The 16,084-nt window shown below is 69.8% G+C and carries 11 protein-coding genes; 8 read left to right on the top strand and 3 right to left on the bottom strand.

Annotated elements, in window-relative coordinates:
* The first annotated feature begins 3 nt into the window (after positions 1-3).
* The 6 genes from SSP08S_RS47890 (at position 4) to SSP08S_RS47915 (ending at position 9,319) form a co-directional block, all read left to right on the top strand.
* Positions 4-1,038 (top strand): ABC transporter permease, encoded by a 1,035-nt coding sequence (locus SSP08S_RS47890; protein ID WP_019074783.1) that lies wholly within the window; start codon positions 4-6, stop codon positions 1,036-1,038.
* On the top strand, positions 1,035-1,988 hold the full coding sequence (locus tag SSP08S_RS47895) for a carbohydrate ABC transporter permease (RefSeq protein ID WP_019074784.1): 954 nt from the start codon (positions 1,035-1,037) through the stop codon (positions 1,986-1,988). The genes SSP08S_RS47890 and SSP08S_RS47895 overlap by 4 nt, the downstream gene beginning before the upstream one ends.
* Before the next feature lie 103 nt (positions 1,989-2,091).
* The gene (locus SSP08S_RS47900) at positions 2,092-4,284 is read left to right on the top strand and encodes a sialidase family protein (RefSeq protein ID WP_019074785.1); all 2,193 of its coding nucleotides are present in this window, start codon (positions 2,092-2,094) and stop codon (positions 4,282-4,284) included.
* A complete protein-coding gene (locus SSP08S_RS47905) occupies positions 4,284-6,254 on the top strand; it encodes a beta-galactosidase (RefSeq protein ID WP_019074786.1) in 1,971 nt (656 codons plus the stop codon). Before SSP08S_RS47900 ends, SSP08S_RS47905 begins: the two co-directional genes overlap by 1 nt.
* Entirely contained in the window at positions 6,251-8,569 is a 2,319-nt protein-coding gene (locus SSP08S_RS47910) for a glycosyl hydrolase family 95 catalytic domain-containing protein (protein WP_078532797.1), read from the top strand. Before SSP08S_RS47905 ends, SSP08S_RS47910 begins: the two co-directional genes overlap by 4 nt.
* A gap of 36 nt (positions 8,570-8,605) precedes the next feature.
* Positions 8,606-9,319: a glycoside hydrolase family 12 protein gene (locus SSP08S_RS47915; RefSeq protein ID WP_019074788.1), complete on the top strand. Its 714-nt coding sequence runs from the start codon at positions 8,606-8,608 to the stop codon at positions 9,317-9,319.
* An 18-nt stretch (positions 9,320-9,337) separates the two neighbouring features.
* Here the strand turns inward: SSP08S_RS47915 and SSP08S_RS47920 are convergent, their stop codons facing one another.
* The 3 genes from SSP08S_RS47920 to SSP08S_RS47930 all read right to left on the bottom strand — a co-directional run bounded on the left by SSP08S_RS47920 (position 9,338) and on the right by SSP08S_RS47930 (position 12,976).
* Positions 9,338-9,727 (bottom strand): hypothetical protein, encoded by a 390-nt coding sequence (locus SSP08S_RS47920; RefSeq protein WP_019074789.1) that lies wholly within the window; start codon positions 9,725-9,727, stop codon positions 9,338-9,340.
* A 129-nt stretch (positions 9,728-9,856) separates the two neighbouring features.
* Complete coding sequence (locus SSP08S_RS47925) at positions 9,857-11,899, bottom strand: glycoside hydrolase family 31 protein (protein ID WP_019074790.1); 2,043 nt, start codon at positions 11,897-11,899, stop codon at positions 9,857-9,859.
* Between the two features lie 63 nt (positions 11,900-11,962).
* Entirely contained in the window at positions 11,963-12,976 is a 1,014-nt protein-coding gene (locus SSP08S_RS47930; protein WP_019074791.1) for a LacI family DNA-binding transcriptional regulator, read from the bottom strand.
* Positions 12,977-13,230: 254 nt separating this feature from the next.
* On the opposite strand from SSP08S_RS47930, the gene SSP08S_RS47935 reads away from it, so the two are divergent.
* Positions 13,231-14,040: a GH12 family glycosyl hydrolase domain-containing protein gene (locus tag SSP08S_RS47935; protein WP_019074792.1), complete on the top strand. Its 810-nt coding sequence runs from the start codon at positions 13,231-13,233 to the stop codon at positions 14,038-14,040.
* Between the two features lie 111 nt (positions 14,041-14,151).
* Positions 14,152-16,083: an acyl-CoA dehydrogenase family protein gene (locus tag SSP08S_RS47940; protein WP_019074793.1), complete on the top strand. Its 1,932-nt coding sequence runs from the start codon at positions 14,152-14,154 to the stop codon at positions 16,081-16,083.
* Position 16,084: the final 1 nt, after the last annotated feature.

Genomic DNA, 16,084 nt, shown 5'->3' on the forward strand with positions numbered 1-16,084 from the left:
GCCGTGTCCCACAGCACGGTGCCTCGGAGCAGGACCGAGGCCGACACGACGGGCAAGTCCCCGGTGGCGTCCGGCGGCGCCACCGGCACCCGGCCCAACCGCCCGAAGGCCAAGCTGAGTTGGCGCCTCAGGTTCAGACGCGACCGCGTCCTGCTCCTGATGACCCTGCCGGCCGTCCTGCTCATCCTGGTCTTCAACTACCTGCCGATCCTCGGCAACATCGTCGCCTTCGAGGACTACGACCCCTACGCCAGCGACAACGGCATCGTCTCGATGCTGCACAGCCCCTGGGTCGGCCTGGAGAACTTCCAGCAGATCTTCGCGGACTCCGCGTTCTGGAGCGCCGTACAGAACACGCTCGTCCTGTTCTTCCTCCAGCTGATCCTGTTCTTCCCGATCCCGATCCTGCTCGCGCTGCTCATCAACAGCGTGGTCAGGCCCCGGGTCCGGGCGCTCTCCCAGGCCATCCTCTACCTTCCGCACTTCTTCTCCTGGGTGCTGGTCATCGCCGTCTTCCAGCAACTCCTGGGCGGGGCGGGGCTGTTCTCGCAACTCCTGCGGCAACACGGCTTCGACGGCCTCGACGTGATGACCGACCCCAACACGTTCAAGTTCCTCGTCACCGCCCAGAGCGTGTGGAAGGACGCGGGCTGGGGGATCATCGTCTTCCTCGCCGCGCTGTCCTCCGTCAGCCCCGACCTCTACGAGGCCGCCGCGATGGACGGCGCCGGCCGCTGGCGCCGCATGTGGCACGTCACGCTGCCGGCGCTCCGGCCGGTGATCGCGCTGCTGCTGGTCCTGCGCGTAGGCGACGCGCTCACCGTCGGCTTCGAACAGATCCTGCTCCAACGCGACGCCGTGGGACCCGGAGCGGCCGAGGTCCTCGACACCTTCGTCTGGTGGAACGGCGTCCGCAACCAGGACTTCGGCTACGCCGCGGCGGCCGGACTCGTCAAGGGCGTGATCAGCCTCGGCCTGGTCCTCGCCGCGAACAAAGTGGCCCACCTCATGGGCGAGCAGGGGGTGTACAAGAAGTGACCGCCGTCATCGACAAGCCCGTCGAGCCCGTCAAGTCCGTACGGCAGCCCGGTCGTTGGGCCGCGCCGCCCCGGCCGACCTGGGAGGAGGAGCCCAGCAGGGCCGGCCTCGCCGGCAAGGGGCTCGTCCTCACCCTCGCCTGCCTCGGCATCCTCTTCCCGCTCTGGATCGTCCTCGTCACCAGCCTCTCCTCCCGCAAGACCATCGACCAGGCGGGCGGCCTGGTCATGGTGCCCAAGGGCATCACCTTCGTCGCCTACAAGGAACTCCTCAGCGGCGGCCAGGTCACCCGCGCGGCGGTCATCAGCGTCCTCATCACCGTCGTCGGCACGGCCTTCTCCATGACCGTGTCCGTCCTGTGCGCCTACGGCCTCTCCCGTATCGGCTCGCTCGGGCACCGGTGGATCCTGATGCTGCTGCTCGCCACGATGTTCTTCAGCGCCGGGCTCATTCCGACCTACCTGCTGGTGCAGTCGCTCGGTCTCACCGACAGCTATCTCGCGCTGATCCTGCCGAGTGCGCTCAGTGTCTTCAACATCCTTGTGCTGCGCGGGTTCTTCATGGGCATTCCGCAGGAACTCGTCGACAGCGCGCGGATCGACGGCGCGAGTGACTTCCGGATTCTCTGGCAGGTCGTCATGCCCTTGTCGCGTGCGGTGCTTGCCGTTATCACGCTGTTCTACGCCGTGGGGTATTGGAGCGCCTGGTTCAACGCGTCTCTCTATCTCAACGACCAGGACATGATGCCGCTGCAGAACGTCATGATCCAGCTGGTGCAGAAGCAGGAGGCGCCGGTGGGGCTGGGGCAGGCGATCAAGACGGGGGAGTTGTCGGGGCTGGCCGTGCAGATGGCGGTCATGGTGATGGCTTTGTTGCCGGTGGCTGTGCTTTCGCCGTTTGTGCAGCGGCACTTTAAGAAGGGGATGCTGACGGGGGCCGTTAAGGGCTGAATCGGTTGTGTTTTGGCTGCGGGTGCGTTGTGGCTGGTCGCGCAGTTCCCCGCGCCCCTGAAGGAAACTCCCCTGACCGTTTCTTCGTAGAGCGAGGTATGTCATGCGCGCGTCCGAAATCAGCCGGCGTGCCGTTCTTGCGGGTACCGCAGCCGTCGCCGCGCTTGCCACCGTGCCGGGCATCGCCGCGAAGGCCAATGCGGCGGAAGCCGCCCCCTACCGCTGGCGCAATGCCGCAATCGGCGGCACCGGATTCGTCACCGGTGTCCTCTTCCACCCCTCCGTCCGCGGCCTCGCCTACGCCCGTACCGACATCGGAGGCGCCTACCGCTGGGACGACCGGACCGCCCGCTGGACCCCCCTCACCGATCAACTCGGCTGGGACGACTGGAATCTCCTCGGGGTGGAGGCCCTCGCCGTCGACCCGGCGCATCCGGATCGGCTGTACCTCGCCGTCGGCACCTACGCCCAGTCCTGGGCGGACAACGGAGCCATCCTGCGTTCCGAAGACCGCGGTGCCACCTGGACCCGTACCGACCTCGCCGTGAAGCTCGGCGGCAACGAGGACGGGCGCGGTGCCGGGGAGCGGCTGCTCGTCGACCCGCGTGACAGTGACACCCTGTGGCTCGGCACCCGGCACGACGGGTTGCTCAAGTCGACGGACCGGGGCGCCACTTGGGCAGCCGTCAGCAAATTCCCGGCTGTCGCGAGCGCGTCCGGCCAGGGCGTCACCTTCCTCGTCGCCGTCGGCCGTGCCGTCTACGCCGGGTGGGGTGACGGCGACGGGAGCGCGACCGCCGTCAACCTCCACCGCACCACCGACGGCACCACCTGGGAGGCCGTCCCCGGGCAGCCCACCGGCACCTCCGCCAAGGTCCCGATCCGTGCCGCCTACGACCGCCACGCGCGCGAGCTGTATGTGACGTACGCCGACGCACCCGGGCCCAACGGGCAGTCCGCCGGCAGTGTGCACAGGCTCGCGCCCGCCACCGGGCACTGGACGGACGTCACCCCCGTCCAGCCGGGCGGCAGCGACACCTTCGGCTATGGCGGGGTCGCCGTCGACGCCCGTCGTGCGGGGACCGTCGTCGTCTCCACCAACAACCGCTGGGCGGCCGTGGACACCCTGTACCGGACCACCGACGGTGGCCTCACCTGGACGTCCCTCAGGGACTCCGCTGTCTTCGACGTGTCCGAGACTCCTTTCCTCAAGTGGGGTGCGGACCAGCCGAAGTTCGGCTGGTGGATCCAGGCCGTCGCCGTCGACCCGTACGACTCGGAGCACGTCGTCTACGGCACCGGCGCCACCCTCTACGGCACCCGTGACCTCACGCACTGGGCACCGCGGATCCGTGGCCTGGAGGAGACGTCCGTGATCCAGCTGATCTCGCCCCCGGTCGGGGAGGCACACCTGATCAGCGCCTCGCGGGACATCGGCGTGATGTACCACGAGCGGCTCACGGCGTCTCCGTCGCGCGGCATGGCGACGAACCCCGTGTTCGGGTCGGCGACGGGAATCGCGCAGGCCGCGGGCAGGCCGGCGTATGTCGTCCGCACGGGCTGGGGCGACAACGGCAACGGTGCATACTCGGGCGACGGCGGCCGGACCTGGGCGCCCTTCGCTGCCCAGCCCTCCATCGCCCACGACGCACCGGGGCCGATCGCCGCCGGCGCCGACGGCGGTACGCTGCTGTGGTCCTTCGTGCACTGGGACGGCACGAAGTACCCGGCTCACCGCTCGGCGGACAACGGCGCGACCTGGACCGAGATCTCCTCCTTCCCGAAGGGCGCCACGCCGGTCGCCGACCCGGCCGACCCGACGCTCTTCTACGCATACGACACCGACACAGGAACGCTATACGCCAGCACTGACAGTGGCGTCTCGTTCACTGCGCGTGCGGGTGGGCTGCCCGCCGGGGACAGCCAGTTCCAGCTGGTCGCGGCGCCGGGCAGGACCGGTGACCTGTGGCTGAGCGTCAAGTGGAACGGGTTGTACCGGTCTGTCGACGGGGGCGTGAGCTTCGCCAAGGTCGCCAGCTGCTGGGCCTCCTACACCCTCGGTTTCGGCAGACCCGCCCCCGGCGCCGACTACCCGGCGATCTATCAGGTCGGCTCCACCGATACCATCACCGCCGTCTACCGCTCCGACGACGAGGCGAAGACCTGGGTGCGGATCAACGACGACCGGCACCAGTGGGGTTGGACCGGGCAGTGCATCACCGGTGACCCGCGTGTGTACGGCCGTGTCTACCTCGCCACCAACGGGCGCGGGATCCAGTACGGGGAGCAGTTCTGATGCCTCAGCTCGGTGACGCCACCCGTGGCCGCGTCCTCTTCGGCGGCGACTACAACCCCGAACAGTGGCCCGAGGAGACCTGGCACGAGGACGTCCGGCTGATGAAGGACGCCGGCGTCAACTCCGTCACCCTCGGCGTCTTCTCCTGGGCGAAGCTCGAACCCGAGCCGGGGGCAAGGGAGTTCGGCTGGCTCGACCGGCTGATGGATCTGATGCACGAGAGCGGAATCGGGGTCGTGCTCGCCACGCCCACCTCCTCCCCGCCGCCGTGGCTCGGGCGCCTCCACCCGGAGACCCTGCCCCGGGACGCCGACGGCCGGATCGAGTGGTGGGGCGGACGGCAGCACTTCTCGCACTCCAGCGCTGTCTACCGGCGGCACGCCGCCGCCATCACCGAGGCCCTGGCCGCCCGTTACGCCGGCCACCCCGCCCTCACGATGTGGCACATCAACAACGAGTACTGCACCTTCGACTACGGCGACGAGGCCGCCGTCGCCTTCCGCCGCTGGCTGCGTGCGAGGTACGGCACGCTCGACGCCCTCAACTCCGCCTGGGGTACGGCGTTCTGGAGCCAGGGCTACGACACCTGGGACGGCGTGCTGCCTCCGCGCCACGCCCACTACCTCAACAACCCCACCCACGTGCTCGACTTCCGGCGCTTCACCTCCGACATGCTCCTGGAGTGCTACACCGCCGAGCGCGACATCGTCCGCCGGCACACCCCGCACCTCCCGGTCACCACCAACTTCATGCCGCTGTGGGTCGGCCAGGACGGCTGGCGCTGGGCCGAGGAGGAGGACGTCGTCTCGGTCGACCTCTATCCCGATCCGCGCGATCCGCTCGGCGCCCAAAGTGCCGCCCTCGTGCAGGACTTGACCCGTTCGCAGGCGCGCGGCCCGTGGATGCTCATGGAGCAGGCGGCCGGACCGGTCAACTGGCGCGGGGTGAACCACCCGAAGCCGCGCGGCCTCAACCGCCTCTGGTCCCTCCAGGCCGTGGCCCGTGGCGCCGACGCCGTCTGCTACTTCCAGTGGCGCCAATCCCGGCAGGGCGCCGAGAAGTTCCACTCCGGGATGCTCAGTCACGCGGGGGAGAGGGGCCGCACCTTCCAGGAGGTCAAGCAGCTCGGCGCTGAACTCGCCCGTATCGGCGGTGAAGTGACGGGTACTCACATCCCCGCCGACATCGCGATCCTGCACGACTGGAACGCCTGGTGGGCCGGCGCCCAGGACGGCCGCCTCTCCACCGAGGTCGACCACCCCGAGGTCGTCCGTGCCTGGCACCGAGCCCTGTGGGAGTCCCACCTCACCACCGACTTCGCCCACCCCGAACACGACCTGTCCGCCTACGAGTTGGTCGTGGTCCCGCAGCTCTACCTCCTCACCGACACCGCGATCGACAACCTCCTCGCGTACGTCCGCGGCGGCGGCACCCTCGTCTGCGGCTTCCTCACCGGGATCGCCGACGAGGACGACCGCGTCCGCCCCGGCGGCATGGACGACCGCCTCCGCGACCTCTTCGGCATCCGCACCCTGCACGAGTGGTGGCCGCTGGACCCCGGGGAGACCGTCGAGTGCGAGGGCTTCCGAGGGACACTCTGGTCGGAGGAGATAGAGCCCGAGGACGGCGCCGCCGACGAGGCGATCCCTTACAAAGGTGGGGAGTTGGACGGCCTGGCCGCCGTGCTCCGCAAGGGCCGCGCCTGGTACGTCTCCACCCTCCCCGAGCCGTACGCCCTCCGCGCCCTGCTAGCCCGCGCCGCCGCCGAGGCGGGCGTCCGCCCGGTACTCGAAGGACTTCCGGCGGGCGTCGAGGCCGTACGCCGAGGCGACCTGCTGTTCCTCCTCAACCACGGACGCGAACCAGTGACCGTCGAAGTCCCGGGCAACTACGACGACTTGCTCACCAGCACGCCCGTCGAACACGAGCTCACCCTCGGCCGCTACGGCGTCGCGGTGCTACGGCCATGACGGGCGGAGCCGGGGCTGGTCGGGCCGGGGCTGGTGGAGGCGCACCCGAAGCACACGAGTCCGCCGACCCCGCACCCCCCACCACCCCCCACCACGGCACCTGGGAACCCACCCCCGCCGCCCGCTGGGAGGACGCCTTCCTCAGTGGCAACGGACATCACGGTGCCCTCGTGTTCGGTGATCCGGGCGACGACCGGGTCATCGTCACCCATCACACCCTCGTCCGCCCGAACGGTGCCGAGCACGCCCGGCCTCCGCGTCTCGCCGCCGAACTCCAGGCGCTTCAGGAGCGGTTGCTCGCCGGTGAGCTCACGGCCGCCGAGGACTTCACGGACGGTCGGCCGCTTCAGTGGGTGCAGCCCTTCCATCCTGCCTTTCAGACGCGACTGTGCAGCCGGTCGGCCGTCGGCGCGGAACGCGACTACCGCCGCTCCGTCGACTTCACCACCGGTGAGACCATCGCCCGCCGCGGCGACTGGCGGAGCCGCTTGTTCGTCTCCCGTGCCGACGACGTGATCGTCCAGCACGTCACGGCCGCCGACCTCACCCTCGATCTCACCCAGGAGCACCAACTCCCGGGCGCACCGGTGAAGTTGGCCGTCGGCCACGGCACGCTTCTCACCTCCGACGGCGCTCTGCTCAACCTCCGCGTCCGCTACCCCGACAGCGACCGGGCCTACACCGGGGTGACCCTGGCCGTGGTCACCGGCGGCACAACTCGGCTCGCGCCGAGCGGAGTTCGCGTCACCGGCGCGACCGAGGTCCTGCTCCTCACCCGCGTACGACGCCACACCGGCGAACTGGACGTCGCGGCGGAGACCCGAGCCCTGCGTGCCCTGCTGCCCGACGAACGGCAGGCCGACGAAGGGAGCCTCTACGACACCCTTCTCGACCGCCACCTCGCGCTCCACCGCACCGCCTACCACCGCGTCACCCTCGATCTCCGGGCCGATGCCACGGAACGGGCGCTCCCCGGCTCCGAGTTGCTCAAGCGGCCCACCAGCCCCGCCCTCCTGGAGCGCCTCTTTGCCGCAGGGCGCTATCACCTCCTCTCTTCCAGCGGTCTCCTCCCGCCCCGTCTCACCGGCCTGTGGACCGGTGACTGGAACACGGCCTGGTCCGGCGCGTTCACCAACGACGCGAACCTCAACCTCCAGACGGCCTCCGCCGCGAGTGCCGCACTCCCCGAAGTCACGGACGCCCTTGCCGCCCTGATCCACCGTCAGCGCGACGACTGGCGGGAGAACGCCCGGGCCGTCTTCGGCGCCCGGGGCGTCGTCGCGCCCGCGCACACCGACGGCGAGTCCGGGCTGTCGTACCACTTCAGCCGCGAGTACCCGCTGCACCTGTGGACCGCCGGCGCCGACTGGCTGCTGAAGCCGCTCGTCGACCACGACGAGACCCGCGGCGCACGCGACCCCCGCACCGCCGCCGCGCTCGCCGAAGTCGCCCTGTTCTACGAGGACTTCCTCACGAGCAGTCGCACCGAACGCACCGACCCCGACGGGCACCTGGTCCTCGTCCCCTCCTACTCGCCCGAGAACCGTCCCGCGAACGGCAGTTGGGGCGCGATCAACGCCGCGATGGACCTCTCCGCCGCCCGCCACGCGCTGCGCACCGCAGCCGACTACCACCCGGGCACCCCGGAAGCCGGCCGCTGGGCCGCCCTCGCTGACCGGCTCCCGCCCCACCGGGTCAACTCCCAAGGAGCGCTGGCCGAATGGGCCTGGCCGGGACTGGACGACAGCTACGACCACCGCCACCTCAGCCACCTGTACGGCGTCTGGCCCCTCGACGAGATCAACCCCTACGACACCCCGCGCCTCGCGGCCGCAGCCCACCGCGCGCTCCAACTCCGGGGCGCCGAGAACGATTCGGCGCACGGCCACCTGCACCACGCGCTCGTCGCGGCCCGCCTCCGCGACGGTGAGCGGGTCGCGCACGCCCTCGGTCAGGTCCTCGGCGGCGACTTCTTCCACGCCTCGCTGATGAGCGCGCACTACCCGAACCGCGATGTGTACAACGCGGACGCCGCGCACACCCTGCCCGGTGTGCTGATCGAGACGCTGGTGCAGTCGACGCCGGACCGGCTGGTCCTGCTCCCCGCGCTGCCGGCGGCGTATCCACAGGGTCAACTCACCGGCGTACGCACGAGGTTCGGGGCGGAACTCGATCTGACCTGGACGCCGGACACGGCCGTCGCGGTACTCCGCCCCTCCCGCACCCACCGCCTCGAACTGCGGACTTCCTCCGGCACTCAGCCGCTCGAACTCGTCGCCGGAGAAGACCGCGTCCTCACCCTGGGGGCGCGGTAGCCACACGCAACTCCCCCCACCCATGGAAGGGACACCATGGCAACACGCACCCGCAGCAGGCTCGTCATGGCCTTGCTGGCCCCCGCACTCGCGCTCGGCGCCACCGTCGGCCTCGCCTCGGCCCCCGCCTCCGCCGCCGTCTGGAGCTCCTGCGACCAGTGGGGCAGCACGACCCTGAACGGCTACACGCTCTACAACGACATCTGGGGCTCCGGCGCCGGCACCCAGTGCATCTGGGCCAACTCCGGTACCAACTGGGGAGTCACCGCCAACCACCCCAACACCGGCGGCATCAAGGCCTACCCCAACGCCAAGAAGGTGATCGGCAAGTCGATCACCTCGCTCGGCTCGCTCAAGAGCAGCTACAACGTCACGGTTCCGTCGTCCGGCGCGTACAACACGTCGTACGACATCTGGGACACCAACTACGCCTACGAGATCATGCTCTGGGTCAACAAGACCGGCGCGGTCGGCCCGCTCGGCACCTCGCAGGGCAGTCTGACGCTGGGCGGCTCCACCTGGACCGTCTACAAGGGCAACAACGGCAGCAACGACGTGTTCTCGTTCGTGCGCAGCTCCAACTCCTCGTCCGGCACGATCGACATCCTGCCGATCCTCAAGTGGATCAAGGACACCAAGGGCTGGTTCGGCAATGTGACCATCGGGGACCTTCAGTTCGGCTTCGAGATCACGTCCTCGTCCGGCGGCCTCGCCTTCACCACCAACAGCGAGAGCGTCACCAGCAGTTGACCCACCCCGGCACCGCGCTCAGCCGCCCGGTCCCCGCACTCCGCGGGGGCCGGGCGGCTCCGCGACGACGAGCCCCGCGACCCAGCAGCCGAGCGCGGCGAGCACGAGGCCGCCCACGGCCGGGTTGACGTAGCCGGGAACCGTGCGGGTGACATAGCTTCCCCCGCCCGTCGTCTCGCAGACGAACCTGAGCGGGACGAAGTCCACGGAGTAGTCCACGACTTGGGCGGCTCTGGGGTCCTCCGGCCCGCCCTCCTGTCCGTTGGTCGTACGACAGGGCAGCGTCGGCGAGGAGTCGGCGCCGCCGTCCGCGGCCTGCAGGAGCGCGCCCAGCACGTAGAGCAGACCCCACAGATACAGGGCGAACGCGGCCAGGCCCGCCGCCCCGGCGAGCTTGCGTAAGACCATCGCAGGAGTCCACCAGAACAAGATCGGCACGGCTGTGACGGAGCCCACAGTTCCGCGCAACGGAAGCGTCACGGCCTGTGGGGCCGCCCGGAGGAGAGGCCCAACTCCCCTCCGGGTGAGGCCACTTCGCTACTCCGCGACCGGCAGCGTCGCCCCGTCCCGCAGGAACAGCGGGATGCGGTCCAGCGGGGCGTCGACCGTCACGGCCGTGCCGCCCTCGTACGTCTCGCCCGTCCACGCGTCCGTCCACCAGGCGCCCGCCGGGAGATACGCCGTACGGGCCGTCGCGCCCGCCGTCAGCACCGGCGCCACCAGCAGGTCGGGGCCGAAGAGATACGCGTCGTCGACCGACCAACTCGCCGGGTCCTGCGGGAACTCCAGGAACAGCGGCCGCATCACCGGCAGCCCCTCCTCGTGCGCGGCCCGCATCACCTCGAGGACGTAGGGCTTCAGGCGCTCGCGCAGCCGCAGGTACTTCTCCAGGATGGGCAGGGCCCGATCGCCGTACGACCAGACCTCGTTGGGACCGCCCGTCATGTCGGGGCCGAGCGGCATGCCCGGGTCGCGGAAGCCGTGCAGGCGCATCAGTGGCGACAGCGCGCCGAACTGGAACCAGCGGACCATGACTTCCTGGTATGCCGGGTCGTCCGGGTCGCCGCCGTGGAAGCCGCCGATGTCCGTGTTCCACCAAGGGATGCCGGACAGCGCGGTGTTGAGGCCCGCGGCGATCTGGCGGCGCAGGGTCGGGAAGTCGGTGCCGATGTCACCCGACCACAGCGCGGCGCCGTAGCGCTGACTGCCCGCCCACGCCGAGCGGTTGAGGGTGATGATCTCCGACTCCCCCTCGGACAGCAGTCCTTCGTGGAACGTACGGGAGTTCTCGGCCGGATAGATGTTGCCGACCTCCAGGCCCGGGCCCGCCCAGTAGCGCAGGTTCTCCTGGAAGCCCGGCTTCAGCTCGGGCTCGCAGGCGTCCAGCCAGAAGGCCGTGATGCCGTACGGCACAAGGTAGTTGTCGCGGATCTTCGACCACAGGAATTCGCGGGCCCCGGGGTTGGTGGCGTCGTAGAAGGCGACCTGGACGGTCGACGCGACCCCCTTGTCCGGCCAGTCCGCGTGGGCCATCGGCCCGTACTGGGTGCCGATCAGATGGCCGCGCTGCTCCAGCACCGAGTGGTTCTCGCTCAGGGGTGACACCGAAGGCCAGACGCTCACCACCAACTTCACGCCCAGCTCGTCGAGTTCGCGGACCATCGCCGCCGGGTCGGGCCACTCCGCCGGGTCGAACTTCCAGTCGCCCAGGTGCGTCCAGTGGAAGAAGTCGCAGACGATGGCCGACAACGGCAGCTCTCGGCGCTTGTACTCCCGTGCCACGGCGAGGAGTTCGGCCTGGGTGCGGTAGCGCAGCTTGCACTGCCAGAAGCCCGCCGCCCACGTCGGCAGCATCGGCGTACGGCCCGTCACCGCGCTGTAGCGGCGCTGGCCGTCGGCCGGGTCGCCCGCGGTGATCCAGTAGTCGATCTGCCGGGCCGAATCGGCCACCCAGCGCGTGCCGTTGCCGGCCAGCTCCACGCGGCCGATCGCCGGGTTGTTCCACAGCAGGGTGTAGCCGCGGCTGGAGACGAGCACCGGGATGCCGACCTCGGCGTTGCGCTGGACCAGGTCGAGGACCAGCCCCTTCTGGTCCAACCGCCCGTGCTGGTGCTGCCCGAGGCCGTACAGCTTCTCGTCCTCGTAGGCGGCGAAGCGCTGCTCCAGGCGGTGGTGGCCGTTGCCGACCGCCGTGTAGAGCCGTGAGCCGGGCCACCAGAAGTGGGCGCGGGCCTCCGCGAGGAGCTCGGCGGAGTCCTCGGTGCGCAGAAAGCGGATCAGGCCCTCGGCGTCGACGTGGACGGTCAACTCGCCTACGGTCAGGGTCCCTTGGCCGTCCTCGATCTTGACGCTCGCTTCGGTGGGCGGCGCCGCGTCCAGGAGCGCGCCCGGCAGCCCGTCGAGCAGCGGACCGCCGAGTCGGGCCCGCACCCGGACCGCGTCCGGACCCCAGGGCTCGATCCGTACGGTCTCCTGACGTCCGCTCCACTCCAGCGCGCCGTCCCGCTCACGGAAGGTGCCGATGGTGGGGGAGGACTGCGCGAGACTGACCTCGGACTGGATTTCGGCAGGCAGATTCACGAGGAGTGCTCCTGGAGGAAAGCAGACAGGGGGTAACCGCACAAACACGTGGAGCGTGGCCGGTCAAGACGCTGACGGCGCCGGCCCCGTACTCGCCCGCACCGTCAACTCCGGTGCGATCAGCACGACTTCGTCACTGCCGCGGCCGTCCAGCTTGGCCACCAGGTGCTCCACGGCGTAACGCCCCATCTCCTGCGCGGGGATGGCGACGGACGTCAGCCGCACCGAGGCCTGGGTGGCGACCTGGTCGGGGCAGACCGCGACCACCGACACGTCCTCCGGCACCGCCCGGCCCTGCTGACGCAGCAGCGCGAGCAGCGGCTCGACCGCCGACTCGTTCTGCACGACGAAGCCCGTGGTGCCGGGGCGCTCGTCGAAGATCCGGGCCAGCGTCACCGCCATCGCGTCGTACCCGCCCTCGCACGGCCGGTGCAGCACCCGCAGGTCCAACTCCCGTGCCCTGGAGCGGAGTCCGTCGAGGGTGCGCTCGGCGAAACCGGTGTGCCGCTCGTAGACCGCGGGTGCCTCGCCGATGACAGCGATGTCGTGGTGACCGAGCTTCGCGAGGTGCTCGACGCACAGTGCGCCGGTCGCCCCGAAGTCAAGGTCGACGCAGGTCAGTCCGGTGGTGTCGGCGGGGAGGCCGATGAGTACGGACGGCTGGTCGGTGCCGCGCAGCAACGGCAGCCGCTCGTCGGCGAGTTCGACGTCCATCAGGATCATCGCGTCGGCGAGCCCGCTGCCGGTGACCCGGCGTACCGCGTCGGGGCCCTCCTCGCCGGTGAGCAGCAGCACGTCGTAGCCGTGCAGGCGGGCGGTGGTCGCCACGGCGATGGCGATCTCCATCATCACCGGTACGTACATGTCCGTGCGCAGCGGCACCATCAGCGCGATGATGTTCGACCGGCTGCTGGCCAGGGCGCGGGCGCCCGCGTTCGGGTGGTAGCCCAGCTCGCGGATGCTCTGCTCGACCCGCTGCCGGGTGGCTCCGGAGATGGACCGCTTGCCGCTGAGGACATAGCTCACCGTGCTCGCCGAGACTCCGGCGTGCTGGGCGACCTCGGCGAGGGTGACCATCCAGCTCTCCAAGCTTTGTGAAGCGCTTCGACAGTGCGCGTTGCTGACAAGGGCGAGTGAGGGTGGTTCGACATTAGCTTCAGGCGGTGTGGGTGTCCATAGGTTGTCGAAGCGCTTCGACACTTTCTCTGAAGATCGGGCTGGACGACATTCTCCGCGAGCGCAAGGCAACCTCCGGGCGGGTCGGCGGCCACTTGGAGGTCGTAACGGCCGCTGACGGGCCGTAGACGAACCGTCCCCCGGAAGGACCCCCGATGCAACACCGGAGACCCCGTCTCTCGAAGAGGGCGAAGGTGCTGGCCGCCGCCTCGGTCGCGCTCGCGGCGCTCGCCGGCGTGACCGTCGCGCAGGCGGGCGAGACGAGCAGGAAGTGCGGGGCCTTCGACACCGTCACGCTCGGCAAGTACTACGTGAACAACAACCTCTGGGGCCAGGACAAGGCCACCGGCAGCCAGTGCGTCTGGGACGACTCCCGGTCGGGGTCCACCATTTCGTGGGGTACGTCCTTCAGCTGGGCCAACAACGGCAAGGGCACCGACGCGGACGTGAAGTCGTACGCCAGTACCGTCCTCGGCTGGCACTGGGGCTGGAAGGTCGACAAGGCGACCACCGGACTGCCGATCCGGGTCGGCGACCGCAAGCCGGTGAAGACCAGCTGGGACTTCTCGCTCAGCTCCAATCCCGGCACGCTCGATGTGGCCTACGACCTGTGGCTGCACTCCAAGAACACCGCCGACTGGGCCGACCGGCCCACCGACGAGATCATGATCTGGCTCAACCGGCAGGGCGGGGCCGGCCCGCTCGGCACCAAGTACGGCAGCGTCAGCCTCGACGGCGCCATGTGGGACATCTACCAGGGCAACATCGGCTGGAACGTCTACTCCTTCGTGCGTCGGGCCAACACCACCAAGGCGAGTCTCGACATCGACGACTTCACCCAGGCCCTGGTCCGCCGCAAGCTGCTGAGCAACGACAAGTACCTCTCCGGCATCGAGTCCGGCACCGAGGTCTTCAAGGGCTCGGGGCGCCTTGACACCAAGGCGTACTCCGTCGACATCGGCTGAACGGACGCGCGAAGGGTGGCCGCTTCGCGGCGGATCGGGTAGATACGAACGGGTAGCACCCATCGGTAACCACAGAGCGCCGAGGGTCCGATTCGCGGCGAGGTGAGCCTCATGTCCGCTCCACCCAGCAAACCCACCGTCACCGAGCGAGAAGCCCGCCAGGTGGCGGAGGCCGCCCGGGAACAGGACTGGCGCAAGCCCAGCTTCGCCAAGGAACTGTTCCTCGGCCGCTTCCGGCTCGACCTCATCCATCCCCACCCGCTCCCGCCGGACGAGGACGTGCGGCGCGGCGAGGAGTTCCTCGCCAAACTGCGCGTCTTCTGCGAGACGGAGATCGACGCCGCCCGCATCGAACGCGAGGCCCGCATCCCCGACGAGGTCATCGCCGGCCTCAAGGAGCTCGGCGCCCTCGGCATGAAGATCGACACCAAGTACGGCGGCCTCGGCCTCACCCAGGTGTACTACAACAAGGCGCTGGCGCTGGCGGGCTCGGCCTGCCCGGCGGTCGGCGTGCTGCTCTCCGCGCATCAGTCGATCGGCGTACCGCAGCCTCTGAAGCTGTTCGGCACCGACGAGCAGAAGGCCGAGTTCCTGCCGCGCTGCGCCCGCACCGACATCAGCGCCTTCCTGCTCACCGAACCGGACGTCGGCTCCGACCCGGCACGCCTGGCGACAAGCGCGGTGCGGGACGGGGACGCGTACGTCCTCGACGGGGTGAAGCTGTGGACCACCAACGGCGTGATCGCCGATCTGCTGGTCGTGATGGCCCGGGTGCCGAAGACCGAGGGCGGCAGGGGCGGCATCACGGCGTTCGTCGTGGAGGCCGACTCGCCCGGCATCACCGTCGAGAACCGCAACGCCTTCATGGGCCTGCGCGGCATCGAGAACGGCGTCACCCGCTTCCACCAGGTCAGGGTCCCGGCCGCCAACCGCATCGGCCCCGAGGGCGCGGGCCTGAAGATCGCCCTGACCACCCTCAACACCGGCCGCCTCTCGCTCCCCGCGTCCTGCGTCGCGGCCGGCAAGTGGTGTCTGAAGATCGCCCGTGAGTGGTCGGCGGCCCGTGAGCAGTGGGGCAGGCCGATCGCCGAGCACGAGGCCGTCGGCAAGAAGATCTCCTTCATCGCGGCGACGACCTTCGCCCTGGAGGCCGTACTCGACCTGTCCAGCCAGATGGCCGACGAGGACCGCAACGACATCCGCATCGAGGGCGCGCTCGCCAAGCTCTTCGCCTCCGAGATGGGCTGGCTGATGGCCGACGAGCTGGTCCAGATCCGCGGCGGCCGCGGCTTCGAGACGGCGGAGTCCCTCGCGGCCCGCGGCGAGAAGGCCGTCCCCGCCGAACAGGTCCTGCGCGACCTCCGGATCAACCGCATCTTCGAGGGCTCGACGGAGATCATGCATCTCCTCATCGCCCGCGAGGCCGTCGACGCCCACCTCACGGTCGCCGGCGACCTCATCGACCCGGACAAGTCCCTCTCGGACAAGGCGAAGGCGGGTGCCAACGCGGGTGTCTTCTACGCCAAGTGGCTCCCGAAGCTGGTCGCGGGCAGCGGCCAACTCCCGGGCACCTACGGCGAGTTCCGCCACGGCATCGACCTCTCCAAGCACCTGCGCTACGTCGAGCGTGGCGCTCGCAAGCTCGCCCGCTCCACCTTCTACGCCATGTCCCGCTGGCAGGGCCGTATGGAGACCAAGCAGGGCTTCCTGGGCCGGATCGTCGACATCGGCGCGGAACTCTTCGCGATGAGCGCGGTCTGCGTACGGGCCGAACTCCTGCGCACCCAGGGCGAACACGGCCGCGAGGCCTACCAACTCGCCGACGCCTTCTGCGAACAGTCCCGCATCCGGATCGAGGAACTCTTCGGCCGGCTGTGGACCAACACCGACGACCTCGACCGCAAGGTGGTCAAGGGAGTCATGGGCGGCGCGTACACGTGGCTGGAGGAGGGCATCGTCGACCCCTCGGGCGACGGACCCTGGATCGCCGACACGACCCCGGGCCCGTCCAAGGCGGACAACGTGCACCGACCCGTCGACTGAC

The sequence above is a fragment of the Streptomyces hokutonensis genome, assembly GCF_000376565.1.
GTDB classification, from domain to species: Bacteria; Actinomycetota; Actinomycetes; order Streptomycetales; family Streptomycetaceae; genus Streptomyces; species Streptomyces hokutonensis.